This is a genomic window from Streptomyces sp. NPDC048590, assembly GCF_043199535.1.
GTDB lineage: Bacteria > Actinomycetota > Actinomycetes > Streptomycetales > Streptomycetaceae > Streptomyces.
Genome location: NZ_JBICWC010000006.1, coordinates 413,542 through 438,264 on the forward strand (window position 1 = coordinate 413,542; position 24,723 = coordinate 438,264).

Genomic DNA, 24,723 nt, shown 5'->3' on the forward strand with positions numbered 1-24,723 from the left:
ACCGGACGCCCGACGCCTCGATGTCGCCCACTTGGCGTGTAAGTTCCGGGGCCGAGAGCCTTGGAAGGGACCCAATCCGGTGAACAAGAAGCTTGCAGCCGCACTGTCCGGCGGTGCGGTACTCGTACTGACGCTGTCGGGCTGCAGCGACGACAGCGACGACAAGGTGAACGACTGGGCGAAGAAGGTCTGCGACCAGGTTCAGCCCCAGTTGCAGAAGATCGCGAACGCCAATGCCGCGATCCAGCAGCAGACCGCCGACAACAGCAAGCCCGCCGATGTCCAGAAGACCGACTCGGCCGCCTTCCAGCAGATCTCACAGGCGTACAAGGCGCTGGGCACCGCCGTTCAGGAGGCGGGCGCTCCGCCTGTGGACGACGGGGAGACCACGCAGAAGGAGGCCGTGAAGGAGCTCAACGCCTCCTCGGTCGCCTACGCGAACCTGAAGACGAAGGTCGACGACCTCGACACGGGCGACCAGTCGAAGTTCGCCGACGGTCTCAAGGGCATCGCCGACGAGCTGAACAAGATCAGCACCAATGGTGACCAGGCGCTGCAGAAGCTGCAGTCGGGTGATGTCGGCTCCGCCATGGCCAAGCAGAAGGGGTGCCAGCGTCCGACGGCATCGGCCCCGCCCGCGTCCGGTCCGTCCGCCGAGGCTTCGAAGTCCGCGTCGCCCGAGGCATCGGCGAGCGAGAAGGCGTGACATGACGCCCCGTGCGTGACCCGGCGGTCCTGATCCGGCATCGGCCCGGCGCCCTCTCGACGGCGCCGGGCCGATGCCGTTGTCGGAGGGAGACGCCACAATGGTCGGGTGAGTAAGAGCAGCCTCCCCGCATCCGACGGGGCTCCCCGGCTCCGCGCATCCCTGATCGCCGCGGACTTCACCGCAGACGGCCTTCTCGAGCGCCTCGGCGCGCCCGCCTACACCGCGCTCGCCCGCAGCGAGACCGTCCCCGCGCTCCGTGCCACCCGGGGGGATTCGCGGCTCGACACGCTGGTGCGGCTGTTCCTCCTGCAGCGCCCCGTCTCCGAGGACGCGGCGGCCGCTGCCCTGCCGCTGGAGGAGTGCCTCCGGGACGGCTGGGTGGTCCGTGAGGGCGGCCAGGTCAGCGCCACCGTCGATGTGCGCCCCTACGGCGGCCCCGAGGGTCAGGACTGGTTCATCGTCTCCGATCTGGGATGCGCGGTGGGCGGAGCCGGTGGCATCGGCTCGCACGAGGAGGGCGTCGTACTCGGCGTCGGAGGGGCGTCCACGACGCTCGCCGGGATCACCGTGCGCGGGCCCGTGGCCTCCGCGCTCGACCTCGGTACGGGCTCCGGTATCCAGGCCCTGCACGCGGCCCAGCACGCCACCCGGGTCACCGCGACCGACGTCAACCCGCGCGCACTGGATTTCACCCGCCTCACCCTCGCCCTGTCAGGAGCGGCCGCCGCCGATCTGCGTGAGGGCTCCCTCTTCGAGCCGGTCGGCACGGAGACGTACGACCTGATCGTGTCCAATCCGCCCTTCGTCATCTCGCCCGGCGCCCGGCTGACCTACCGCGACGGAGGCATGGGGGGCGACGACCTCTGCCGCACCCTCGTGCAACAGGCCGGCGACCGGCTCAACGAGGGCGGGTACGCGCAGTTCCTCGCCAACTGGCAGCACGTGGAGGGCGAGGACTGGCAGGACAGGGTGCGCTCCTGGGTGCCCGCCGGCTGTGACGCCTGGATCGTGCAGCGTGAGGTGCAGGACGTCACCCAGTACACCGAGCTCTGGCTGCGCGACAGCGGCGACCATCGTGCCGACCCGGCGTCGTACGCCGAGCGCTACGAAGCCTGGCTCGACGAGTTCGAGTCCCGCAGCACCAAGGCCGTCGGCTTCGGCTGGATCACGCTCCGCAGATCCGCCGCGGCTGCCGCGGGGAACCCGTCGGTCGTCACCGAGGAGTGGCCGCACGCGGTGGAACAGCCTCTGGGGCCCGCTGTCGAGGCCCATTTCGCCCGTCAGGACTATTTGCGGGAGCACGACGACGCGGCCCTGCTCGCCGCCCGTTTCACCCTGGCCGAGGAGGTCGTCCAGGAGCAGGTCGGCCTGCCGGGCGCCGAGGATCCCGAGCATGTGGTGCTGCGTCAGCACCGCGGCATGCGGCGGGCCACGAAGGTCGACGCGGTCGGGGCCGGTTTCGCCGGCGTGTGCGACGGCTCGCTCCCCGCCGGCCGGATTCTGGACGCCATCGCCCAGCTGATGTCGGAGGACCCGGTGCTTCTGCGTGACCGTACGCCGCAGGCGATCCGGTTGCTGGTGGAGGAGGGCTTCCTGGAGCCGCTGGGCTGACCAGGGCCGGCCGGCGCGCGGGTGGGCTTCGGCGCCGCACGCGTGACCGTGCCGAAGCCCGGTGTCGGCGGCGCGGGAGCTCTCCCAGGACCGCCAGGGCGGGCACCGGGCCAGGTGGCGGTCCGGGGCTCCGTTCCCGGTGCCCTCGCTCCGGCCTCCGGCGCCCGCAGCCGCCATGACCAGCAGGTTCGCATCCGCTGAATCCAGGCTCCGTAACGGATCGCAGGTTCCGTTCACGGCCGTTCCGCGAGCCGCCGCGCCACGTTCATCCCAGGTTCGCGCGGGAGACGCACAGGCGGGGCAGCCTCCCCTCTGCCGAGCCGTTCACACGGCACGCCCCGCCAGACCTGCGCGGGCCGGCGCGGACGTTCACGGCGTCGGCCGCGGGGAGAGCTGAGGGGTGCGGACATGGAGAGTGTCACCGCGGGATTCGCCGGTGCGACCTTCGTGCTGTTCGGCGCCGCCCTCCTCGTCTGGACAGGGGCGCGAACCGCTCGCCGCGCGCCGGTGGCACTCGGCGTGAGCCCCGTCGCCTCCACCGCTCTGGCCACGCTCTTCGGCGTACTCTTCCTCGTCCTCGGCGTGTGGTGCTTCACCCGCATCTGATCCACTTCTCCGGCGGCCGCGACACCCTCCTCGCGGAGCCCCGGCGGCTTCGCCGGGAACCCCTCGGGACCCGTCGACCGCAGGATCGCACGGGGCGGACCGGGCGGTCCGGGCGGCAGGAATGGCGGAAGTCGGGTTACCGTTCGAGTGGCCGTTGCGGGCTTTTGCCGTTTGACACGGGGGCGGGTTGTACCGTCACACTCCGCAGCGACAGCACCGCGGGCAGCGCCAGAGCGCCGCCCGGATGCCCACGAGTGCCGACCGGAGAGAAGAGCGAAGTTGTCCCCGACCAGCGAGACCGCAGGCCGCCGACTCGTCATTGTCGAGTCGCCTGCCAAGGCGAAGACGATCAAGGGCTATCTCGGCCCCGGATACGTCGTCGAGGCGAGCGTCGGGCACATCCGCGACCTGCCGAACGGCGCCGCCGAGGTGCCGGACGAGTACACCGGTGAGGTGCGCCGCCTCGGCGTGGACGTCGAGAACGACTTCCAGCCGATCTACGTCGTCAACGCTGACAAGAAAGCCCAGGTCAGGAAGCTGAAGCAGCTTCTTGCCGAGTCCGACGAACTCTTCCTCGCCACCGATGAGGACCGCGAGGGCGAAGCCATCGCGTGGCACCTGCAGGAAGTCCTCAGGCCCAAGGTCCCCGTCCACCGGATGGTCTTCCACGAGATCACCAAGGACGCGATCCGTTCCGCCGTGGCCAATCCGCGTGAGCTCAACCAGCGCATGGTCGACGCCCAGGAGACCCGCCGCATCCTCGACCGTCTCTACGGCTACGAGGTCTCGCCGGTCCTGTGGAAGAAGGTCATGCCGCGGCTCTCCGCGGGACGTGTCCAGTCCGTCGCCACCCGTCTCGTGGTCGAGCGGGAGCGCGAGCGCATCGCCTTCCGCTCCGCCGAGTACTGGGACCTGACGGGTACCTTCGCCACCGGCCGCACCGGCGACGCGTCCGACCCCTCGACGCTCACCGCCCGCCTCAGCTCGGTCGACGGGCGCCGTATCGCCCAGGGCCGCGACTTCGGGGCCGACGGGCAGCTGAAGCAGGGCTCGGCGCAGACGCTGCACCTGGACGAGACCAACGCCCGCGCCCTGGCCGCGGCGCTCGCGGACTCCGCCTTCGCGGTCCGTTCCGTCGAGTCGAAGCCCTACCGCCGCTCGCCGTACGCGCCCTTCCGCACGACCACCCTCCAGCAGGAGGCGAGCCGCAAGCTGGGCTTCGGGGCCAAGGCCACGATGCAGGTGGCGCAGAAGCTGTACGAGAACGGCTTCATCACCTACATGCGTACGGACTCCACGACCCTCTCGGACACCGCGGTCTCCGCGGCCCGGGCGCAGGTCACACAGCTGTACGGCGCGAACTACCTGCCGGACAAGCCGCGCACCTACGCCGGCAAGGTCAAGAACGCCCAGGAGGCGCACGAGGCGATCCGCCCCTCCGGCGACCGCTTCCGCACCCCCGCCGAGACGGGCCTCACCGGGGACCAGTTCCGGCTGTACGAGCTGATCTGGAAGCGGACCGTCGCCTCCCAGATGAAGGACGCCACGGGTAACTCCGTCACGGTGAAGATCGGCGGCCGGGCGAGCGACGGCAGGGACGCCGAGTTCTCCGCCTCCGGCAAGACGATCACCTTCCACGGCTTCATGAAGGCGTACGTCGAAGGCGCCGACGACCCGAACGCCGAGCTCGACGACCGTGAGCGCAGGCTGCCGCAGGTCGCCGAGGGCGACGCGCTGACCGCCGACGAGGTCACGGTCGACGGCCACGCCACCAAGCCGCCGGCCCGCTACACCGAGGCCTCGCTGGTCAAGGAGCTCGAGGAGCGCGAGATCGGCCGCCCGTCGACGTACGCGTCGATCATCGGCACGATCCTGGACCGCGGCTACGTGTTCAAGAAGGGCACGGCCCTCGTGCCGTCGTTCCTCTCGTTCGCCGTGGTCAACCTGCTGGAGAAGCACTTCGGCCGGCTCGTCGACTACGACTTCACGGCCCGTATGGAGGACGACCTCGACCGCATCGCGCGGGGCGAGGCCCAGTCCGTGCCGTGGCTTCGCCGCTTCTACTTCGGTGCCGGCGACGACACGCTCGGCGCGGGTGAGGCCTCCGACGCGGGCAACGGCGACGGCGACCACCTCGGCGGCCTGAAGGAACTCGTGACCGACCTGGGCGCCATCGACGCCCGGGAGATCTCCTCGTTCCCCGTCGGCAACGACATCAAGCTGCGCGTCGGCCGTTACGGCCCGTACATCGAGCGTGGCGAGAAGGATTCCGAGGGCCACCAGCGCGCGGATGTGCCGGAGGACCTGGCGCCCGACGAGCTGTCGGTCGAGCTCGCGGAGGAGCTGCTGGCGAAGCCGAGCGGTGACTTCGAGCTCGGCGCGGATCCGGTGAGCGGGAACCAGATCATCGCGAAGGACGGACGGTACGGTCCCTACGTCACCGAGGTGCTGCCCGAGGGCACGCCCAAGACGGGGAAGAACGCGGTGAAGCCGCGGACCGCCTCGCTCTTCAAGTCGATGTCCCTCGACACGGTGACCCTGGCGGACGCGCTCAAGCTGATGTCGCTGCCCCGCGTCGTCGGTGAGGATGCCGAGGGTGTCGAGATCACCGCGCAGAACGGCCGCTACGGCCCGTACCTCAAGAAGGGCACCGACTCCCGGTCGCTGACCTCGGAGGAGCAGCTCTTCGACATCACGCTCGAAGAGGCGCTGGCCATCTACGCGCAGCCGAAGCAGCGCGGACGGGCCGCCGCCAAGCCGCCGCTGAAGGAGCTGGGCACCGACCCGGTGAGCGGTGCCCCGGTGGTGGTGAAGGACGGCCGCTTCGGCGCGTACGTCACCGACGGCGAGACCAACGCGACACTGCGGACAGGCGACAGCGTCGAGGAGATCACGCCGGAGCGCGGCTACGAACTGCTCGCCGAGAAGCGGGCCAAGGGGCCGGCGAAGAAGAAGACGGCGAAGAAGGCCCCGGCCAAGAAGGCGCCCGCCAAGAAGGCCACGACGGCCAAGAAGACGACCGCGAAGAAGACGACGGCCACCAAGACCGCGGCCGCGAAGACGACGGCCGCGAAGAAGACGACGGCCGCCAAGAAGGCACCCGCGAAGAAGGCCACGGCGACGGCGAAGCGGTCCGCCTCCGCGCCGTCCGAGGAGAGCTGACCACGCGCGGTACTCCGCGGGGCACGCGCCGGAAACGGCATGTCCTCGGGTGACAGAGGGCGTCGGCGGTGACCGAACGCCGGAAGGGCCGGGAGTCTCCCGGCCCTTCCGGCGTTCCCGCGACCTGCGGACCGCGTTTCCCGTGGGCATATGTTCGGACGCGGCCCCCGGGTACCTCATCGCTCCCGATAGGCTGGGCGGATGACGCGAGCCGAGCAGCCACCGGTCGTGAGCCCCACCTCCGACACACTTGCCGCAGACTCACGCGAGCGCGCCGTACGAGCCCTTCTGCGTGTTCCCCCGCTCCGGCGGTTGTGGAGCGCCCAGCTCGTCGGCAGTATCGGCGATTCACTCGCCCTTCTCGTGCTTGTGCTGTTGTCGCTGCAGGCGGCGGTCCTCGAGGGCTCATTCGGGTCCGGATACCGCGGGGCGGCCTTCGCCGTCGCCGCTGTCTTCGGCGCCCGGATCCTTTCCACCGTGCTCTTCGGAGCCGTACTCCTGGGGCCCCTGACGTCCCTCACGGCGCCGGGCGGTCCCGTCGACAGGCGCTGGCTGATGATCGGGGCGGACGGGCTGCGGCTCGCGCTGCTGGTCGTCGCCCCGCTGTGGATCGACTGGATGCCCGACAAGGCGCTCATGATGATCCTCATCACCGTCTTCGTCGCCGGCGTCGCCGAGCGGCTGTGGTCGGTGGCCAAGGAGAGCGCGGCTCCCGCGCTCCTGCCCGCCCCGCCCCCCGAGGGCGCGGCGGTACGCCCGCTGCCGGACCACCTCGACGCCCTGCGCAGGCTCTCCCTGCGGACGAACTTCCTGGCCGTCCCGGCGGCCGCCGCCGTGCTCGTGGTCGCCGCTCTCGTCGGTGAACTGCTCGGCACAGGCTTCGAATGGTTCTCCTTCCACCAGGCGGCTCTCGGGTCGTACATCGCGGCGGGGCTCTTCTCCGCCTCCGTCTCGACCCTGTACTTCCTCGAACTCCCGGCCACACGCACACCCCGTCCGCGCTCGCCGCTGGAGGGCCTGCGACGGCCCGCCGCGGGGACCGGATCCGACAAGGGCCGCACCGGCAGCATCCCGCTGGTCGTCGCCGTGTGCGCCCTCGTGGCGGGTGCGATCTCCGCCGCGGGCGCCGTCTCGGTGCTGCACGCGGCCGACCTCGGTGGTGGTCCCGCCACCTTCGCCCTGCTGATCCTGGTCCTGACCGGAGGGACCGCGCTCGGCATCCGTACCGCGCCGAAGGTGCTCCCCGCGCTGTCGCGGCGCCGGCTGCTGGCCCTGGCCACGGCCGTCACGGGAGTGGCGCTCCTCGCGCTCGGCCTGGTGCCCGACACCGCGACCGGGCTGCTGATCGCCCTGCTCGCCGGATACGCGGCGGGGGTCGCCGCCCACATCGGGCACGCGGTCATCGACCAGGAGGCCGAGGCCCCCCGTCAGGCCAGGGTCACCGAGCACCTCCAGGCGGTCGTCCGGCTGCTGATCGCGCTCGGCGCGGTCGGCGGTCCGCTGCTCGCCGGTGCCATCGGGCGCCACCGGCTCGGCTCCGGCGACTTCGTCTTCGCACACGGCGGCGCGGCCTTCGCGCTGATGCTGATCGGCGCCCTGCTGCTGCCCGTCGCGGTCATCGTGCTCGCCAAGACCGACGACCGGGCCGGTGTGCCGCTCCGGCGGGACCTGCGCGAGGCGCTGCGCGGCGGCGATCCCGCCGTCGCTCCCGCGGGGAACGGTTTCTTCCTCGCCCTGGAGGGTGGCGACGGAGCCGGGAAGTCCACCCAGGTCGAGGCGCTCGCCGAGTGGATCCGCGCCAAGGGCCACGAGGTGGTCGTGACCCGCGAACCGGGCGCCACCCCGGTCGGCAAGCGTCTGCGTTCGATCCTGCTCGACGTCTCGTCGGCCGGGCTGTCGAACCGGGCCGAGGCCCTGCTCTACGCCGCAGACCGGGCCGAGCACGTGGATTCCGTGGTCCGTCCCGCTCTGGAGCGCGGTGCGATCGTCATCTCGGACCGGTACATCGACTCCTCCGTCGCCTACCAGGGCGCCGGTCGTGACCTGGCTCCGACGGAGATCGCACGGATCTCCCGCTGGGCGACGAGCGGCCTCGTACCGCATCTGACGGTGCTTCTGGACGTCGACCCGGAGACCGCGCGGGAACGGTTCACCGAGGCCCCCGACCGCCTGGAGTCCGAGCCGGCCGAGTTCCACCGACGGGTGCGCTCGGGCTTCCTGACCCTCGCGGCCGCCGACCCGGCCCGCTACCTGGTGGTGGACGCCGGACAGGAACCCGAAGCGATCACCACGGTCGTACGGCACCGGCTCGACCACCTCCTGCCGCTCTCCGAGGCCGAGATCAAGGCCAAGGAGGAGGCGCGCAAGGCCGCCGAGGAGGAGGCCAGGCGCAAGGCGGAGGAAGAGGCCGCGCGCAAGGCCGAGGAGGAGCGGCTCGAGCGTGAGCGGCAGGCCCAGCTGGCCAAGCTCCGCGCCGAGGAGGAGGAGCGCAAGCGCCGCGAGGAGGAAGAGGCGCGGCAGCGCGAGGCCGAACGGCAGGCGGAGGAGGCCCGCCGGCGTGCTGAGGACGCCCGCCGCCGGGCGGAGGAGGAGCGTGCCCGCATCGAGGCCGAGGACCGGGCGCGCGAGGCCGAGCAGGAACGGCTGAGGCAACAGGCCCAGGAGGAGGCGAGGCTCCGCAAGGAGGCCGAGGAACTGCGCCTGGAGAAGCAGCGCAAGGCCGAGGAAGCGCTGATCCGCTCCGAGGAGTCGCGCCGCCGGGCCGAGGCCGAGGCAGCCGCGAGGGCCGAGGAGGAGGCTGCCGCGCGGCGCTCGCAGGACTCCGGACGGCCGGACCCGGGGGACTCCGGTCGCGGTTCCGCCGTGCCCGACAACGAGCTGACGGTCCCGACGCCGGTCGTGAACCCGAACGAGATCACCCAGCCGGTGCCGGTCGCCAGGCCGGACCGGCCGGAGCGCGACGCCGACGAGACCGCGGTGCTGCGGCCGGTGCGCGACGCGGACGAGACGGCGGTGCTGCGCCCGGTACGGGACGAGGCCCCCGCGGACCGTGTGCCGCCGGGCGTGTTCCGTGACGAGCGCCCCGCCTCCCCCGCCGAGGGTGAGAACGAGCGCACGCGTGAGCTGCCGCAGATCAGCGACGACCCCCGGGCCCGGCAGGCTGACCAGGAGGCGCGGGGCCGTCAGAAGCGGCCGCGCCCCGACTGGGCGGAGGAGACCCCGCTCGACGACCTGCCGTCCCTCGCCGACGAACTGCTCGGCGGGCACGACGACGACCAGGGCGACTCGGGCCGGGGCGGGCGCAGGCCGCGCCGCTGACGGCTCCGGGGCCCGGGGTCCGGCAGGACGACGTCGGGCGCCTGCCCGGGGACGAGTGAGCCGCGGTCGCACGTACGCGCGAGTCCGAGGACCGGTGACGCCGGGACTGTCAGACGCTTCCCGCACAATGGGGAGGTGCCGACAGCCCGGCGTTTCCGTGTCGGCACACGCGCCATCCCAGGTGTCGGCACACGAGCGACCACGTGTCGGCGCAGGTGCTCTGATACGCCACAGCACGCCATCGGAAGGGCGGTGACCATGACCGTATGGGACGACCTGGTCGGACAGGACCGGGTGCAGGAGCAGCTCGGCGCCGCCGCCCGGGACGCCGACGCGCTGGTGACCGCAGACTCCGAGGGGAAGGCGGTCCCGCCGGGATCGAAGATGACCCACGCCTGGCTGTTCACCGGACCTCCCGGTTCCGGTCGCTCTACGGCGGCCCGGGCCTTCGCAGCCGCTCTCCAGTGCACCAGCCCCGACCGCGCTCTCGGCGGCGCCCCGGGCTGCGGGTTCTGCGACGGCTGCCACACGGCGCTGATCGGTACCCATGCCGATGTCGAGGTGATCCGCACGGACCTGCTGTCCATCGGCGTGAAGGAGACCCGCGAGCTGGTCCGCCGCGCTCAGCTGTCCCCCGCCGTGGGCCGCTGGCAGGTCATCGTCATGGAGGACGCGGACAGGCTCACCGAGGGCGCGGGGAACGTCCTGCTGAAGGCCGTGGAGGAACCCGCGCCTCGTACGGTCTGGCTGCTCTGCGCGCCCTCCGTCGAGGACGTGCTGCCCACGATCCGCTCCCGGTGCCGCCACCTCACGCTGCGCACACCACCGGTGGAAGCGGTGGCCGATGTGCTGGTCCGGCGGGACGGGATCGACCCCGAGCGGGCGGTGTCCGCCGCCCGGGCCACCCAGGGACACATCGGCAGAGCGAGACGCCTCGCCACGGACGAGCGGGCCCGTGCCCGCCGGGCCGCGGTGCTGAAGGTCCCGCTGCGGGTACACGACGTGGGTGGCTGCCTCAAGGCCGCCCAGGAGCTGATCGACAATGCGACGGACGACGCGAAGCAGCTCGCGGAGGAGGTCGACGTCAAGGAGACGGACGATCTGAAGGCCGCGCTCGGCGCCGCCGCCGGCGGCCGGATGCCGCGTGGGACGGCGGGCGCGATGAAGGAGCTGGAGGACAGGCAGAAGCGGCGCAGGACGCGTACGCAGCGCGACAGCCTCGACCTCGCGCTCAGCGATCTCACCGGTTTCTACCGCGATGTGCTGGCCCTCCAGCTCGGTTCGGGGATCGCCCTGGCCAACACCGACGTACGCGACGCCCTCGACCGGGTCGCCGAGGATTCCACGGCCGAGCGCACCCTGCGCCGTATCGAGGCCGTGATCGCCTGCCGCCGCGCCCTCGACCGGAACGTCGCACCGCTGCTCGCGGTGGAGGCGATGACGGTGGCTCTCCGGGCGGGCTGACCACCGGGCGCACCGGCCCTGGGGCCAGGTCCGTCCCGGTCCGGTGGTCCGTAAGGCATCCGGCGCGCGCGAATTCACCCGTATGAGCAGGGAATCGGGCGAGTCGTCAGGTGGCGGCTACGCTCCGGGGATGGACTCCAGGCGCCTGCTCCGCACCTTCGCCACCGCGCTCGGCACTGCCGGCCTTCTCGTCTCCGGCTGCAGCAGCGGAGGTTCGGCGCCCAGCGCGTCGGCGACGGGATCAGCCGCGACGGAGGAGCTCCAGCCGTACTACAGCCAGAAGCTGCGCTGGCGGGACTGCGGCGTGGAGGGCTTCCAGTGCGCCACGATGAAGGCCCCGCTGGACTACGAGAAGCCAGGCGGCGGCGACATCGGCCTGGCCGTCTCCAGGAAGAAGGCCACCGGACCGGGCAAGCGCATCGGCTCGCTGCTGGTGAATCCCGGCGGCCCGGGCGGCTCGGCCATCGGCTACCTCCAGGGTTACGCGGCCATCGGCTACCCCGCACCGGTCCGCGCGCGGTACGACATGGTGGCCATCGATCCGAGGGGGGTGGCGCGCAGCGAACCGGTCGAGTGCCTCACCGGGAAACAGATGGACGCCTACACGCAGGTCGACCAGACCCCCGACGACGACGCCGAGGTCACGAAGCTGACCAAGGCCTTCGAGACGTTCGCGAACGGCTGCGAGAAGCGCTCCGGCGAGGTCCTCCCGCACGTCTCCACGGTCGAGACGGCCCGGGACATGGACATGCTGCGCTCGCTGCTCGGCGACGAGAAGCTCCACTACGTCGGAGCCTCGTACGGGACGTTCCTCGGCGCGACGTACGCCGACCTGTTCCCCTCCCGGGTGGGGCGCCTGGTCCTCGACGGGGCGATGGATCCCGCGCTCCCCGCGATCGACATCAACCGGGACCAGACGGCGGGCTTCGAGGCTGCCTTCCAGTCGTTCGCCGCCGACTGCGTGAAGCAGTCCGACTGCCCTCTGGGCGCGACATCCACGGCGGACGCGGCGGCCGAGCTGAAGAAGCTCTTCCGCGACCTGGACTCCGAGCCCGTCCCGACCGGTGAGAGCCGGAAGCTCACCGAGTCCCTGGGGACCACGGGTGTCATCGCCGCGATGTACGACGAGGGCGCCTGGTCGCAGCTCCGCGAGGCGATCGCCGGTGCGCAGCGCGGCGACGGATCCGGTCTTCTCGCGCTGGCCGACAGCTACTACGAGCGTGACCCCAGCGGTAAGTACGCCAATCTGATGTTCGCGAACGCCGCCGTGAACTGTCTGGACCTGGCGCCCGCCTTCACCGGACCCGAGGCGGTGGAGAAGGCGCTCCCGGAGTTCGAGAAGGCGTCCCCCGTCTTCGGCGAGGGATTCGCCTGGGCGGCCCTGAACTGCACCTCCTGGCCCGTCGAGCCCACGGGCAGCCCGCACCGCACGGACGCCGAGGGCGCCGCCCCGATCGTCGTGGTCGGCACCACCCGCGACCCGGCCACTCCCTACAAGTGGGCCGAGTCCCTCGCGGAGCAGCTCTCCTCCGGCTCCCTGCTGACGTACGAGGGCGACGGGCACACGGCGTACGGCCGGGGCAGTGACTGCATCGACACCGCGATCAACACCTACCTCCTGGACGGCACCCCGCCGAAGAACGGCAAGAAGTGCAGCTGACCTGCGGGGACGGCGGAGCCGGAGGGTGGTACGGAGCACTCCCGGAAACTGTGTAGACTTGGCGTCGCTGCTGATCGCACCATGGTGTGGCAGGGCGTGCCGCCTTAGCTCAGATGGCCAGAGCAACGCACTCGTAATGCGTAGGTCTCGGGTTCGAATCCCGAAGGCGGCTCTGTGGAAGCCCCAGGACTCACTCGCCGTGACCTGGGGCTTTTGCTTTTGTTGGATGCGGCGACGCCGTCGGGTTTGACCACCGCTTCGCTGTGAATCGCGGGGCAATCCCCCTAGAGCGCCGGGGCGGCGGGTGCGGCTCCGGAATCGTCTCCGGTCTCGCGGGTGGACAGGGTGAAGGCCAGGACCATGGACACGATCCAGAACACCCCGGTGAACGCCCCGAGCGCGCTGGTCAGGACGACCCACCCCAGCTTCTCCACGCCCCTGCGGCGCGCGACGAGCGTCGGCACGCAGAGCAGGACGAACGACACCAGCAGCAGGACGAGTACCTCGACGGGCCCCAGGTTCGAAAGCATGTGCGCATGCTACCGGTCGATCATGGCAACGGAGTTGGCTTGTTCGCCGGGCGCGGAGGCTCCGCGGCGCGGGGCGGATCGCCGCCCGGCGCCGGACGGTAGCCGTCGGTCACGACTTCTCGGAGGCGACTCCGCCGATCTGAATGTACGAGCCCAACTTCAGGGTGTAGCCCCTGAACTCGATCCAGCGGTTCTCGGGGAAGTCGAGGTTGCGTTGCACGTCGCCTCCGCCTTGTAGGCAGGTCCTATGCAGCTGGCTCTCTGGTCTCAGTTGTGGTCTCGATGCCCGCGCGATCCGTGAGCGTCCGCCACCATCCGTGATGGTGGAAGTAAGCGCCCGACCAGCCAATACGGGTAGCGGGACGGACAGCAGTGGACGCCCACGGAACAAGATCGGACAACTCGTAATGCGTAGGTTTCGGGTTCGAATCCCGAAGGCGGCTCAGTTGAACCCCAGGTTGGGTATCTGGCCTGGGGTTTCTGCTATCGGTGCACGGTTGTCGACGCACCACGAGTCCTGGGTGGATCGGACAGGTGCGACCTGCGCATTGCCCTGTGTATCCGGCGGAGGCCGCCCGGACTCCCCTGCCGGTTCTTGATCTGCCTGCCGGACGTCCCGGCTCACGCGCCGCCCGCCGCCCACGCCGCCCACGGGCTGTCCCGCAACCCCTGGTGACCGTGACGCCCGGCTACGGCGCAGATCCAGGTGTTCGTGCCCGGTGGCGCGCAGCCCACCGACGTCCTCGCCTCGTCCCAGCCGCTGGACCTGCTGCTCCTGGAACGTTCGGCCCGGGTCAGCTACGTCTACCAGGACAGCATCCGCAACGACCGGCCCACCAGTGAGTACGCGCAGTGGCTGGTCGAGCGGGGAGCTGAGGTCAGGACGGTTCCGCATCTGCCGCTCCGGATGATCATCTGGGATCGGCGCACGGCGCTCGTGCCGATCGACCCGGCCGCACCGGACGCGGGAGCCTTCCTGCTGTCGAGCCCGGGGCCGGTGGCCGCGCTGCAGTCCTTGTTCGAGCAGGTATGGCAACGGGGAGCGCGGTTCGGAGAGGAGCGGGACCGGGAGCGGGACGGGGCGCTCGCCGACCAGGAGAGCGCGGTGCTCGGACTGCTCGCGGCCGGTCTCACCGACGAGGTGATCGCCCGCAAGCTCGGGGTGTCGGTGCGCACCAGTCGGCGGTGACAGCCGCGCTGATGAGCCGTCTGGGCGCGCGCAGCCGGTTCCAGTTGGGTGCGCTGGCGGCCGAGCGTGGCTGGCTCGTCGGCTGAGCGGACCCGGACCCGGGCGTTCCGTGACGCTGCCCCGGAAAGTCAGCCCCGCAGGTAGGCCAGGACGGCCAGTACCCGGCGGTTGGTGGCCTCGGACAGGCTCAGGTCGAGTTTGGTGAGGATGGAGCCGAAGTGCTTGCTGACGGTGCCTTCGCTGACGTGCAGGGACGCGGCGACGGACGCGTTGGACTGGCCCTCGGCCATCAGTGCGAGGACCTCCTGCTCGCGGGGGGTCAGTTTGGCCAGCGGGTCGCGGCGGTGGCGCAGGAGTTGGCGGACCACTTCGGGGTCGACGACGGTGGCGCCGGCGGCCACCCGCTCGAGTGCTTGCACGAACTCCTCGACATCGCCGACGCGTTCCTTGAGGAGGTAGCCGACGTGGGTGCCGTCGGAGGAATCGAGCAGCTCCTCGGCGTAGGCGCGCTGGACGTACTGGCTGAGGACGAGGATGGGCAGCCGGGGGTTCTTCTCGCGCAGCCGCAGCGCGGCCCTCAGCCCTTCGTCGGAGAAGCCGGGAGGCATCCGTACATCGGTGACGACGATGTCGGGGTCGTGCTCCGCGACGGCTGCCATGAGTTCGTCGGCCGTGCCGACACCGGCGAGGACCTGGTGGCCGAAGCGCTCCATGATCCCGACGAGGCCCTCCCGCAGCAGCACGCTGTCCTCGGCCAACACGATGCGCAACATCTGGTTCCTCTATCGGGCTATCGGGCCGGCGGGGCGTCGAGTCGGCGGTCCGGAGCCGGGGTGCAGGGCACGAGGAGGCGGAAGACCGTGGGCCCGCCGGACGGTGAGGACACTAGCAAATGCCCGCCCAGGACCGAGATGCGATCCGCGACCCCCTCCAGCCCCGTACCGTCGGCCTCGTCCGCGCCCCCCACGCCGTCATCCCTTACGCGGATGACGAGTTGGCCTCCGTCGACGCGGGCCTCGACGGCGGCCCGGGTGGCCCGGCTGTGCTTGGCGACGTTCGCCAGCGCCTCGCACACCGCGAAGTAGACGGCGGACTCGACCGCTTCGAGGAACCGGTGGGGCAGGTCGAGGTCGAGGTCGACGGGTACCGGGGACCGGTCGGCTACGTCCTCGATGGCCGCGGCCAGACCCCGGTCGGTGAGGACCCGGGGATGGATGCCCTGGATCAGCTCCCGCAGCTCGACCAGGGCGGCCTGGGCATCGCCGTGGGCTTGGGCCAGGAGCCCGGCGAGGGGTTCCTCGCGGGCGTCGAGGCGGGCCAGGCCCAACCGCATCGTCAGGGAGACCAGCCGCTGCTGGGCGCCGTCGTGGAGATCCCGTTCGATGCGGCGGCGTTCGGCCTCGAAGGCGGTCACCAGGCGCATCCGGGACCGGCTCAACTCCTTGACGCGCAGATCGTCCTGGGAGAGGGACACGTCCAGCAGGAGGCGGGTGAGCTGGGCGCGTCCCACGGCGAGCAGGCCGAGCGGGTAGGCCAGCAGCGGGAGCAGGAGCAGCCCGGCCAGGGCGACGGCGAACGCCGCCGGATAGGAGTGCACCAGCCACAGCTTGATGACCCGTGCCTCCTCGCCTCCGCCGGCCGTGGCCATGACCAGGGGGGTGGAGATCAGTCCCCCGCTCACACCGAGGACCGTGCCGATGACCGCCGCCTCCAGGGGCCACAGGAGGCAGCCGAACAGGAGGGCGTAACCCAACTCCCGCCAGGTGGAACGCTCCTGCAGGCGGGTGCGCAGCCAAGCGGCGGGCCCGGTCCGCGGCGGGTTCCGGTGGGCGTCGGCCAGCGGCACGGCCGGATCGATCAGGCGCAGCCGGCGCCGCTCCACATGCGCGACCGGCAGCCCGACGAGGACCAGTGTCAGCAGGAGAGGCACCCCGACGAGGACCACGGTCAGCAGGCTGCCGGCCAGCGCGAGGACGAGCAGACAGGCCAGCAGAGCGGCGCCCAGGGGCACGCTGGTCAGGAAGTACAGGGCGCAGCGCCACGGCCAGCCGCTCCGGAGGTACCGGCGCTGGTGCAGGGCCTGCCAGAGGCTGGGTGAGTGCATGGGGGCACGATATGAGGCCCGTATCGCGCGGACCACCCAGCCAGCTCCACCATCGAACCGGTAGCGGGCTCCCCGTAAGGACGGCCACCAGGTGCAATGTGCGCGGGGGGTGCCGTGGGGTCGGATGGGGGCAGTGGGCAGCCGCCCGCTCCTGTACGAGGGGGAGGGGACCCGGATGTTCTCGCCGGAGGCCATGCTCGCGGTCGTGCCCGTCTGGCTGACGCTGGTGATCGTGTTCCTGCTGCCCGCGGTGGAGCCCGCGGTGCCGGTGGTGGGCATGTTGTTCCCTTCGCAGACCGCCCTGGTGGCGAGCGGGGTACTCGTGCACCATGGGGTGCTGGCGGTGGCGGGGGTGTTCGCGCCGGCGGTGGCCGGGGCGCTGGCGGGCAATGTGCTCGGGTTCGGGGTGGGCCGGCGCTGGGGCGACCGGCTGGAGGGTGCCCTCCCCGGGAGGCTCACCGGCTCGCGGTCCTACCGGCTGGCGCTAGCCACGGTGGGCGCCCGGCACGGCCGGGCCGTGCTGCTCGGCCGGTTCAACGGGGGCCTGCGCACCCTGGTTCCGGCGCTGTGCGGCTCCGTGCAGGTGCCGTGGCGGCCGTTCCTGGGCTGGTCGGTGCCGGCCGCACTGTTGTGGGCGCCCTGCTGTGTGGGACTCGGGCTGCTCGCCGGGAGCTCCTAGGAGAAGTGGGGCGGTTCGGGTGTGCTGGCCTGCGCGTCGGTCGTGCTGCTGCTGACCACGTCGCTGCCGTTGCTGTTCACCGCCCGCAGTGAGCACGCCCGGGCCGCCCGGGCCGACCGGGCCGCCCGGGCCGGAGAGGGGCCAGCCCAGGGCCCCTCGGGCGGGCCCGCCGTGGCAGTCGGCGACGCCCGGGTCACAGCCGCTCGGCGAGGAAGCGCACCAGCGCCTCTTCCTGTGGGACCAGGTAGAAGTGGTCCCCGGGGAACAGCCGGTGCTCGTACGACGCTGTAGTCAGCGCCGACCAGGACAGCAGTTCGGGGAGGGTGCAGCCCGGGTCGTCCGTGCCGCCGACGGCCGTCACCGGAGCGCTCAGCGGGGTCACGTCGAGAGGCCGGTAGGACTCGATGATCCGGAAGTCGCCGCGCAGCGACGGCAGCAGCAGCGGACGCAGGTCCGGGTCGTCGTAGACGACGGAGCCCACGTCGCCGAGCCGGCGGGCCGCGGCCACCAGGCGCTCGTCGTCGAGCAGGTGCAGGGTGCCGCCGGCCCGCTCGGTGTGCGGGGCTCCCCGGCCCGAGACGACGACCCGTTCGGCGACGACGCCGTGGCGGTCCTCGAGGCGGCGGGCCACCTCGTAGGCGACGGCCGACCCGAGACTGTGGCCGAAGAGGGCCACGGGGACGTCGAGTTCGGGCTCCAGCGCACCGGTGACCGCGTCTGCCAGCTCCGTCATGGACGAGGCGCATGGCTCGCCGAACCGTTCCTGGCGGCCGGGGTACTGGGTGGCCAGCACCTCCACCCCGCCCGGCAGGAGACCCGCCCAGCCGTGGAACAGCGTCGCGGTGCCCCCGGCGTGCGGCAGGCAGACCAGGCGCAGCCGGGGCGCCCCGCTTCGCACCGGGTACCTCCGGAACCACTTTCCCTCGGTTGCTCTGCTGATGACCGTCATTCCGAGCCGCCCTCCCGCCACCCGCGGTGGCCGTGTCCGTCCCTCCATGGTGCGGGCCGGTGCCGCGGCGATCCGACCGGGCCGGCGGCAGGAGCCTGCCCACGCAAGTTCCTGTCGCCCGCGGGTACTGCCTTTTCCTGCCCGGAGCGGCCACCGTGCGCAGAAGGGTGGAGCTATCTCCACCCCGAAGACTCCGCCCGGCTGCGATGTGCGCCAGTTCCGGGCCCGATTGAGTGGACACCATGAATCAAGCAGCCGTCCGACTTCGTTCGGTCACTCGCTCCTACGGCAAGGGCGCCGGTGCCGTGACCGCGCTGGACAACGTCTCCCTGGACATCCCCCGGGGTACGTTCACCGCCGTCATGGGGCCCTCGGGCTCCGGCAAGTCGACCTTCCTTCAGTGCACCGCGGGCCTGGACCGGCCCTCCAGCGGCCAGGTGCTTCTCGGGGAGACCGACCTGAGCAGGCTGAGCGAGAAGAAGCTCACGCTTCTGCGGCGGGACCGCATCGGCTTCGTCTTCCAGGCGTTCAACCTGCTGCCCGCGCTGACCGCCGAGCAGAACGTGGCGCTGCCGCTGCGGCTCGCCGGCCGCCGCCCCAGCCGGAGCGACGTCCTGGACGTGCTGGAGAAGGTGGGCCTGCGGGAGCGGGCCGGGCACCGGCCCAGTGAGATGTCCGGCGGCCAGCAGCAGCGGGTGGCGCTCGCCCGCGCCTTGGTCACCCGGCCGGAGGTGCTCTTCGGTGACGAACCGACCGGCGCCCTGGACACCACCACCAGCCGTGAAGTGCTCACGCTGCTGCGGCAGATGGTCGACCAGGGACAGACCGTCATCATGGTGACGCACGACCCGGTGGCCGCCTCCTTCGCGGACCGGGTTCTGTTCCTCACCGACGGCCGGGTCCACGACGAGCTGTTCGCCCCGACGGCCGAGCAGGTCGCCGCGCACATGACCGGACTGGTGGCCCTCCCGTGCTGAAGCTCGCTCTCCAGGGAATGCGGACCCGCTGGGTCACGTTCATCGGCTCGTTCATCGCCCTCGCCCTCGGCGTCGGCCTCATCGCCACCACGGGGCTCGCCCTCGCGGCGACCTTCAGCGCTCCGGACCGAGGGCCCGAGCGGCTCGTGAAGGCACCGGTCGTCGTGAAGACCTCCGACCTCGTCCGGGCTGACACACCCATCGGGGAACGCACGCAGACGATCACCGACCCCGCGGCGGTCCCGGCCGCCGTCACCGAGAAGCTCGCGGCGCTCGGCGAGGTCGTCGAGGACCGCAGCTTCCCCGTGTCGGGCCCTGGACTCGGCGAGGACACGGTCGGCCACCCGTGGTCGGTCGCCGCGCTCACCCCCTACACACTCACCACCGGACGCGCCCCCTCAGCGCCCGGCGAGGCCGTCGCCACCGGGGACGCGCTGCGGCCCGGCACCCGGGTGCAGGCCGCCACCGTCCGCGGGTCCGAGCAGATCACCGTCGTCGGGACGGTGGCGTCGGCCGGATTCGAGAACGCGCTGTTCTTCACCGACGCCGAGGCCGCGCGGATCTCCCCCGACGTGGACGCCGTCGCCGTGGACGCCCCGGCCGACCTGGTCGAGGCGGCCGTGGGCGCCGGGTTCGACGTGCTGACCGGCGACGAACGCCGGCGCGCCGACCCCGACCCCGACCGTGACGAGGAGGCCCTGGTCTCGGTGAACGCGCTCCTCGGCACGGCCGCGGGCGTCACCGGCTTCGTCTCGGTGTTCGTCGTCGCCTCGACCTTCTCCTTCGCGGTCGCCCAGCGACGCCGGGAGTTCGGCCTGCTGCGCACCGCCGGTGCCACCCCCTCCCAGGTGCGGCGGATGGTGTTCATCGAGGCGTTCGTCATCGGTGTGCTCGCCTCGGCGGCCGGCTGCTGGCTCGGCGCGGCGGGGGCGCCCCGGCTCGCCACCTGGATGGCCGACGCCGGCATCGCCCCCGCCTGGTTCCGGATCGGCGAGCAGACGTGGCCGCTGCACACCGCCTTCTGGACGGGCCTGTTCGTCGCCCTGAGCGGGGTGGTCGTCTCGTCGTGGCGGGCCGGCCGGGTCGGTCCGACGGAGGCGCTGCGCGAGTCGGCGGTCGACGCCCGGGCGATGCCGGTGAGCCGCTGGCTGATCGGCGGCGCGGTCCTCGCGACCGGCCTCGGGCTGCTCTCCATGGCCCTGCTGGACAGCCCGGGCGACGTCCTGAAGCGCAAGACGTACATCACTCAGCCGATGCTGCTGATCGTCGGGTTCGCCCTGTTCGCGCCGGTCCTGGTCAAGCCGCTGACCCGGCTGCTGACCTGGCTGCCGGCCCGACTTCCCGGCGCGACCGGCATGCTGGCCCGGGAGAACGCGTCCGCCGGGGTCCGCAGGACCGCCGCCGTGGCCGCCCCGGTCATCATCACGGTGGCCCTCGCCGCTTCGCTGATGGGCACCACGGCCACGATCAGCGAGGCCAAGGCCGGCGAGGCGCGGGAGCAGATCACCGCGGACCTGATCGCCACGGCGGGCGGGGAGGGCCGCGCGCTGCCCGACGAGTTCGTCCGGCGCGCCGAGGCCGTCCCCGGCGTGACCGTCAGCGCCACCCGGTCCACCGGGGTGACCGTCCTGGAGGAGGGGGTCGCCCTCGTCAAGTCCGAGGCAAAGGCGGTCGATCCGAAGGCGCACGCGGCCGTCTCCCACCTGCCGGTCGTCGCGGGCCGTCTCGCCGACCTCGACGACGACAGCATCGTCGTCAACGAGGAGTGGCTGACCATGAAGGTGGGGGACACCGTCTCCGTCTGGCTCGGCGACGGCCGCAAGGCGGACCTGCGCATCGCGGCGGTGCTCTCCACCGGCACCGGCAGCAACGGCGTCTACCTCACCGAGCGCAACGCCGCCGGCGCCCCCGTCGACCGCGTCGACCTCGCGCTGCCCCGGGACGGCTCGGACAGTGCGGCGGCCGCGCTCGGCGCCGCCGCGAAAGAGACCGGCGTCCAGCTCCTGACGGGCGACCGGTGGGTCGAGGCCCACTACCCGCGCTCCAGCGAGAACACCCGGCTCGGGCTGTGGATGATCCTCGGCATCGCCCTGGTCTACACGGGCATCGCGCTCGCCAACACCCTGATGATGGCGACCTCGGACCGGGTCCGCGACCTCGCCTCGCTGCGTCTGACGGGCGCCACGAAGGGGCAGGTGCTGCGGCTCGTCGGGGTCGAGGCCCTGGTGGTGGTCGCCGTCGGCGCGGTGCTCGGGGCGGTGATCGCCGGGGTGAACCTGCTCGGTGTGTGGAGCGCCCTCGGCCTGCTCGACGTGTGGTCCGACGTCGTCGTGCCCTGGGGCACGGTCGCCGCGGTGATCGGCGCGAGCGCCCTGCTCGCGACCGTGGCCTCCGTGCTGCCCGCGTCGTTCGCGCTGCGCGTCCGGCCGGTCGAACTGGCGGGCATGCGCGAGTGACGGCCCTGCCGGCGGGGTCGGGCCGACCGGGATTGCCCGGCGCGCCTGGCCCCGCCGCCGGGCCGCGAGGCCGCGAGCCGCGATGGCGCGGGACGGGTGGTTACCGTCCCAGGGCTGCGATGACCTCGGTCGAGGTCAGGGGGATGGAGAACATCGGGTAGTCGTACGCCAGCGCGTTGTCGTGCTCCTCCTGGGACGTGGCGGCCACGCAGTCCGGCAGGGTGACGACCCGGTAGCCGTTCTCGTACCCGGTGCGCATGGTCGATTCCACACAGCAGTTGGTGAGGAAGCCGCCGAGGATGATCGTGTCGATCCCCTTGCTGCGCAGGATGAAGTCGAGGTTGGTGCTGGCGAAGGTGTCGAGGCCCCGCTTGCCCTCGATGACGATGTCGCCCTCGGCCGGTGCGAGGTCGTCCACGATGGCGGCGCCCCAGGTGCCCTTGACGAAGGCCGATCCGTCCACGACCCCCTTGAGGATGCCGTAGGGGGTCCGGGAGAGCTCGCCGTACCCGGGGGCGAAGGTGATGGGGGCGTGCATGACGGTGACCCCGGCGGCGCGTGCCTCCCGGACCAGTTCCACGGTGTTCGCGAGCATCCCGGTCTTCTCCATGACCGCGGCCACCGCGCCGTTGAGCACCCCTCCTTCGCTGGTGAAGTCGTTCTGGTACTCGATCAGGACGAGTGCGGTCTTGGCAGGGTCGCAGCGGAAGGCATCGGACATGTCTGCTCCTGGGAGGCTTGGACGCGTCAACGGCGGACTGGTGCCGCGTCAGGCGGGATACGCCGATGGGGCGGACGTCGCCGGACGCGGCACAAGCATGCCGGGTGGAGGGCCTGTTCACCGCCGACCGCCACGGCCTGAGCCCCCCGTGTGCGCCTTTGCCCCCGCCTCGCGCCCGCGCCGGTGCGAGGCGGGGGCCACGAAAGCCGTGCCTGCGTGCCCGCACCCTTCGCGACGGACAGGTGCGTCGTCGGCCGGGGGAGCCGAGGTGGGCGCCGCCGCCCCGCCGTTCACCGGGTCGTCCGCGTCCTCAGAGCGGCATCTCGAAGTGCACCGTGGAGACCCCTGGGCCGTGTTCGCCGGTGGTGCGGGCGTCGAAGATCTCCTTGGCCAGGCCGCGCCAGAAGGGTCCGGTGCCCTCGATGTCGACATTGGTGTGCAGGTAGAGGGACTCGTAGCCGGGGGTGTCCGCGACGAAGTCGCGGGCGGTTTCGACCAGGGTGCGGGCGAGGCCGCGGCGCCGGTGCCCTGGCTGGACGTAGACGCGGACCAGTTGGGCGGTGGTGTCGCCCGCGTAGCGCTCGGCGAGCAGGCGCGGGTGCGGCGGATGGGAGGGGCCGCCGGACTTCACCCCGGTGGTGGCGACGACCTCGCCCTGTTGCACGGCGACCAGCAGCAGGTGCCTCGGGTTGTCGAGGAAGGTGCCCTCGATATCCACCACGTCGCCGTGCCACTGCGGCGTGTATCCGTAGCCGAAGTCGCGGTAGAAGGTGTCGAGCATGACGCGGCGCGCGCCACCGACGTCGTCGGGGGTCGCGGGGCGCACGGTGTAGCCCTGGGGAGCGCTGTGGGGCACTGGGGATCCTCGCTGTTCGCATGGGGCCGGGCGTGTGGTGCGGCGGCACCGGTGAGGTGGCGGGACCCGTGGTGCGGCGCCGGATCCCGCCACTGTAGCTAAATGAAAATCTTTTTCAACAATGCTTCGGGTAGCGGGGTGCCCGGGTCAGGGCACCGCGGGCAGTCCCGGACCCGTGCAGCGCACGTCGGCCGCCGGGACCTCGCCGTCGAGGAGGTACGCGGCGACGGTGTCGTCCACGCAGGGGTTGCCCCGGCTGGCGAAGACGCCGTGGGAGTAGTCGTTCTCCAGGGTGACCAGGCGGGATCCGGGCAGTTTCCGGTCGAGTTCACGCGCGCCCTCGACGGGTGTCACGGGGTCGTGCGCGGAGGCGACCAGCAGTACGGGCGGCGCGTCCGGGCTGCCCAGCGGTGTGCGGCGGTCGGGCCGGTGGTGCCAGTAGGCGCAGGTGGAGGCCTCCATGCCGGTGAGTACCGGTTGGGGGTCGATCCGGCGTGTGGCGCGGATGTCCGCGAGGATGCGGCCGGGTGCCGGGCCCGGTCCGTCGGCGCACTTCACGATGCGGTTGGCCGCCTCGTAGTTGCGTGAGTCGGGGGAGCTGAAGTCGTCCTCCGGGCGGAGGCCCTCGACCCCACCGTCGCGGAGGTAGTCGCCGAGGCCTTCGGCGAGGCCGGCCCAGCGTTCCGTGCGGCCGAGGGCACGGTACACCGCGCGGTCGAACTCCGAGGGCCCGAAGCCGTCCACGGGGTGGGCCGCGAGCCCTTCGCGTACGCGGGTGTAGGCGCCGCGGACGGCCCGGGCGTCACCGCCGAGGCCGAAGTGGTCCGGGTGGCCGGCGGTCCAGGCGAAGAAGGTGTCCCGCTGGCGCAGGAGTGCCCGGCTCTGTGTCACGTCGAAGTCGTACCAGTCCCAGGGGCCGACGACGCTGTCCAGGACCATGCGACCGGTGCGGTGCGGGAAGAGCGCCGCGTAGGCGGCGCCGAGGTAGGTGCCGTAGGAGACGCCCAGGAGGTTGGTGCGCTGCTCGCCGAGGGCGGCGCGTATCGCGTCCATGTCGCGGGCGGTCTGCTCGGTGGACATGTACGGCAGTTCGTCGCCCGTCTCCGCCGCACAGTCGTCGGCCATGCTCCGCAGCGAGCCCAGCAGGGCCCGCTCCTGTGCGGGTCCGGCGGGTACGGGGTCGGCGCCCGGACTGTCGAAGAGGCCGCCCATCGCACCGCATCCGACGGGTGTCGACTCCCCGACTCCGCGCGGGTCGAAGCCGATGACGTCGTACGAACGGCGGACGGATGCAGGGAGTTTGGCGCGCTTGGTGACCGCGTAGGGCAGTCCGGAGCCGCCGGGGCCGCCCGGGTTGACCAGCAGGACGCCGCGCCGCTCCGAGGGGGTGCCCGAGGCGCGTATTCGGGAGACGGCTATCTCGATACGAGGACCCGACGGCCGCTCCCAGTTCAGCGGGACGCTCAGCCGCGCGCACTCCACGTGGTCGGGGGCCGGCGGTTCGGGCATGGAGTCGGGGCAGGCGGCGAAGCGCGGCGCGGAAGGCCGCGTGGCGGTGACCTGGGCGGTCGCGGCCGCCGGGGTGACGGAGGTGGCGATCGCCGTCAGGGCGCAGAGCAGCGCCCCTCGGCGCGCGGATGAGTTCACGTTGTCGCTTCCGGTGGTGAGAGAAGGGCGGCTTCGAAACAAGCACATGACAATGAAAATGATTACCGATAACGTGGCCACGGCA

The 24,723-nt window shown here is 72.0% G+C and carries 18 protein-coding genes and 1 tRNA gene; 12 read left to right on the top strand and 7 right to left on the bottom strand.

The window, feature by feature from the left end; genetic code table 11:
• The first annotated feature begins 79 nt into the window (after positions 1-79).
• From ACGFNN_RS20320 to ACGFNN_RS20355, 8 genes are all read left to right on the top strand, one after another.
• The gene (locus tag ACGFNN_RS20320; RefSeq protein WP_393557584.1) at positions 80-706 is read left to right on the top strand and encodes a small secreted protein; all 627 of its coding nucleotides are present in this window, start codon (positions 80-82) and stop codon (positions 704-706) included.
• A gap of 108 nt (positions 707-814) precedes the next feature.
• The gene (locus ACGFNN_RS20325) at positions 815-2,320 is read left to right on the top strand and encodes a methyltransferase (RefSeq protein WP_393557586.1); all 1,506 of its coding nucleotides are present in this window, start codon (positions 815-817) and stop codon (positions 2,318-2,320) included.
• Between the two features lie 408 nt (positions 2,321-2,728).
• The gene (locus tag ACGFNN_RS20330; protein WP_365092228.1) at positions 2,729-2,926 is read left to right on the top strand and encodes a hypothetical protein; all 198 of its coding nucleotides are present in this window, start codon (positions 2,729-2,731) and stop codon (positions 2,924-2,926) included.
• A gap of 279 nt (positions 2,927-3,205) precedes the next feature.
• Positions 3,206-6,088, top strand: a complete 2,883-nt coding sequence (gene topA / locus ACGFNN_RS20335) for a type I DNA topoisomerase (RefSeq protein WP_393557588.1) — start codon at positions 3,206-3,208, stop codon at positions 6,086-6,088.
• A gap of 201 nt (positions 6,089-6,289) precedes the next feature.
• The gene (tmk, locus tag ACGFNN_RS20340) at positions 6,290-9,406 is read left to right on the top strand and encodes a dTMP kinase (RefSeq protein WP_393557590.1); all 3,117 of its coding nucleotides are present in this window, start codon (positions 6,290-6,292) and stop codon (positions 9,404-9,406) included.
• A 258-nt stretch (positions 9,407-9,664) separates the two neighbouring features.
• A complete protein-coding gene (locus tag ACGFNN_RS20345; protein WP_393557592.1) occupies positions 9,665-10,870 on the top strand; it encodes a DNA polymerase III subunit delta' in 1,206 nt (401 codons plus the stop codon).
• A 130-nt stretch (positions 10,871-11,000) separates the two neighbouring features.
• On the top strand, positions 11,001-12,530 hold the full coding sequence (locus tag ACGFNN_RS20350) for an alpha/beta hydrolase (protein ID WP_393557594.1): 1,530 nt from the start codon (positions 11,001-11,003) through the stop codon (positions 12,528-12,530).
• 98 nt (positions 12,531-12,628) lie between these two features.
• Positions 12,629-12,702 (top strand) — tRNA-Thr (locus ACGFNN_RS20355).
• 112 nt (positions 12,703-12,814) lie between these two features.
• On the opposite strand, the gene ACGFNN_RS20360 is transcribed toward ACGFNN_RS20355, so the two are convergent.
• Positions 12,815-13,060, bottom strand: a complete 246-nt coding sequence (locus tag ACGFNN_RS20360) for a superinfection immunity protein (RefSeq protein WP_393557596.1) — start codon at positions 13,058-13,060, stop codon at positions 12,815-12,817.
• 712 nt (positions 13,061-13,772) lie between these two features.
• Between ACGFNN_RS20360 and ACGFNN_RS20365 the strand changes: the two genes are divergently transcribed.
• On the top strand, positions 13,773-14,249 hold the full coding sequence (locus ACGFNN_RS20365) for a hypothetical protein (RefSeq protein ID WP_393557598.1): 477 nt from the start codon (positions 13,773-13,775) through the stop codon (positions 14,247-14,249).
• Between the two features lie 128 nt (positions 14,250-14,377).
• On the opposite strand, the gene ACGFNN_RS20370 is transcribed toward ACGFNN_RS20365, so the two are convergent.
• Positions 14,378-15,022, bottom strand: coding sequence for a LuxR C-terminal-related transcriptional regulator (locus tag ACGFNN_RS20370; protein ID WP_393557600.1), 645 nt, complete (start codon positions 15,020-15,022; stop codon positions 14,378-14,380).
• Between the two features lie 17 nt (positions 15,023-15,039).
• On the bottom strand, positions 15,040-16,353 hold the full coding sequence (locus tag ACGFNN_RS20375) for a sensor histidine kinase (protein ID WP_393557602.1): 1,314 nt from the start codon (positions 16,351-16,353) through the stop codon (positions 15,040-15,042).
• Between the two features lie 133 nt (positions 16,354-16,486).
• Here ACGFNN_RS20375 and ACGFNN_RS20380 point away from each other — a divergent pair, with 133 nt between their 5' ends.
• The gene (locus tag ACGFNN_RS20380) at positions 16,487-17,032 is read left to right on the top strand and encodes a DedA family protein (protein WP_393557604.1); all 546 of its coding nucleotides are present in this window, start codon (positions 16,487-16,489) and stop codon (positions 17,030-17,032) included.
• Positions 17,033-17,225: 193 nt separating this feature from the next.
• Here ACGFNN_RS20380 and ACGFNN_RS20385 read toward each other — a convergent pair whose 3' ends face one another.
• Positions 17,226-17,981, bottom strand: a complete 756-nt coding sequence (locus ACGFNN_RS20385; protein ID WP_393557606.1) for a thioesterase II family protein — start codon at positions 17,979-17,981, stop codon at positions 17,226-17,228.
• A 242-nt stretch (positions 17,982-18,223) separates the two neighbouring features.
• Between ACGFNN_RS20385 and ACGFNN_RS20390 the strand changes: the two genes are divergently transcribed.
• Both ACGFNN_RS20390 and ACGFNN_RS20395 read left to right on the top strand, forming a co-directional pair.
• Positions 18,224-18,958 carry an ABC transporter ATP-binding protein gene (locus tag ACGFNN_RS20390; RefSeq protein ID WP_393557608.1) on the top strand — a complete coding sequence of 245 codons (735 nt, stop codon included), beginning with the start codon at positions 18,224-18,226 and terminating at the stop codon, positions 18,956-18,958.
• On the top strand, positions 18,952-21,414 hold the full coding sequence (locus tag ACGFNN_RS20395) for an FtsX-like permease family protein (protein ID WP_393557610.1): 2,463 nt from the start codon (positions 18,952-18,954) through the stop codon (positions 21,412-21,414). Before ACGFNN_RS20390 ends, ACGFNN_RS20395 begins: the two co-directional genes overlap by 7 nt.
• 100 nt (positions 21,415-21,514) lie before the next feature.
• Here ACGFNN_RS20395 and ACGFNN_RS20400 read toward each other — a convergent pair whose 3' ends face one another.
• From ACGFNN_RS20400 to ACGFNN_RS20410, 3 genes are all read right to left on the bottom strand, one after another.
• Complete coding sequence (locus ACGFNN_RS20400) at positions 21,515-22,135, bottom strand: cysteine hydrolase (RefSeq protein WP_362546324.1); 621 nt, start codon at positions 22,133-22,135, stop codon at positions 21,515-21,517.
• Between the two features lie 310 nt (positions 22,136-22,445).
• Positions 22,446-22,916, bottom strand: coding sequence for a GNAT family N-acetyltransferase (locus tag ACGFNN_RS20405; protein WP_393557756.1), 471 nt, complete (start codon positions 22,914-22,916; stop codon positions 22,446-22,448).
• Between the two features lie 222 nt (positions 22,917-23,138).
• Positions 23,139-24,638: an alpha/beta hydrolase gene (locus tag ACGFNN_RS20410; protein ID WP_393557612.1), complete on the bottom strand. Its 1,500-nt coding sequence runs from the start codon at positions 24,636-24,638 to the stop codon at positions 23,139-23,141.
• Positions 24,639-24,723: the final 85 nt, after the last annotated feature.

What these genes read in the sequence shown, in the direction of transcription:
- ACGFNN_RS20345 (WP_393557592.1), top strand. Translation starts at nt 9,665, where the DNA reads ATGACCGTATGGGACGACCTGGTCGGACAGGACCGGGTGCAGGAGCAG.
- tmk (WP_393557590.1), top strand. Translation starts at nt 6,290, where the DNA reads ATGACGCGAGCCGAGCAGCCACCGGTCGTGAGCCCCACCTCCGACACA.
- ACGFNN_RS20370 (WP_393557600.1), bottom strand. Translation starts at nt 15,022, where the DNA reads ATGTTGCGCATCGTGTTGGCCGAGGACAGCGTGCTGCTGCGGGAGGGC.
- ACGFNN_RS20405 (WP_393557756.1), bottom strand. Translation starts at nt 22,916, where the DNA reads ATGCTCGACACCTTCTACCGCGACTTCGGCTACGGATACACGCCGCAG.
- ACGFNN_RS20390 (WP_393557608.1), top strand. Translation starts at nt 18,224, where the DNA reads ATGAATCAAGCAGCCGTCCGACTTCGTTCGGTCACTCGCTCCTACGGC.
- ACGFNN_RS20400 (WP_362546324.1), bottom strand. Translation starts at nt 22,135, where the DNA reads ATGTCCGATGCCTTCCGCTGCGACCCTGCCAAGACCGCACTCGTCCTG.
- ACGFNN_RS20330 (WP_365092228.1), top strand. Translation starts at nt 2,729, where the DNA reads ATGGAGAGTGTCACCGCGGGATTCGCCGGTGCGACCTTCGTGCTGTTC.
- ACGFNN_RS20350 (WP_393557594.1), top strand. Translation starts at nt 11,001, where the DNA reads ATGGACTCCAGGCGCCTGCTCCGCACCTTCGCCACCGCGCTCGGCACT.
- ACGFNN_RS20360 (WP_393557596.1), bottom strand. Translation starts at nt 13,060, where the DNA reads ATGCTTTCGAACCTGGGGCCCGTCGAGGTACTCGTCCTGCTGCTGGTG.
- ACGFNN_RS20385 (WP_393557606.1), bottom strand. Translation starts at nt 17,981, where the DNA reads ATGACGGTCATCAGCAGAGCAACCGAGGGAAAGTGGTTCCGGAGGTAC.
- ACGFNN_RS20375 (WP_393557602.1), bottom strand. Translation starts at nt 16,353, where the DNA reads ATGCACTCACCCAGCCTCTGGCAGGCCCTGCACCAGCGCCGGTACCTC.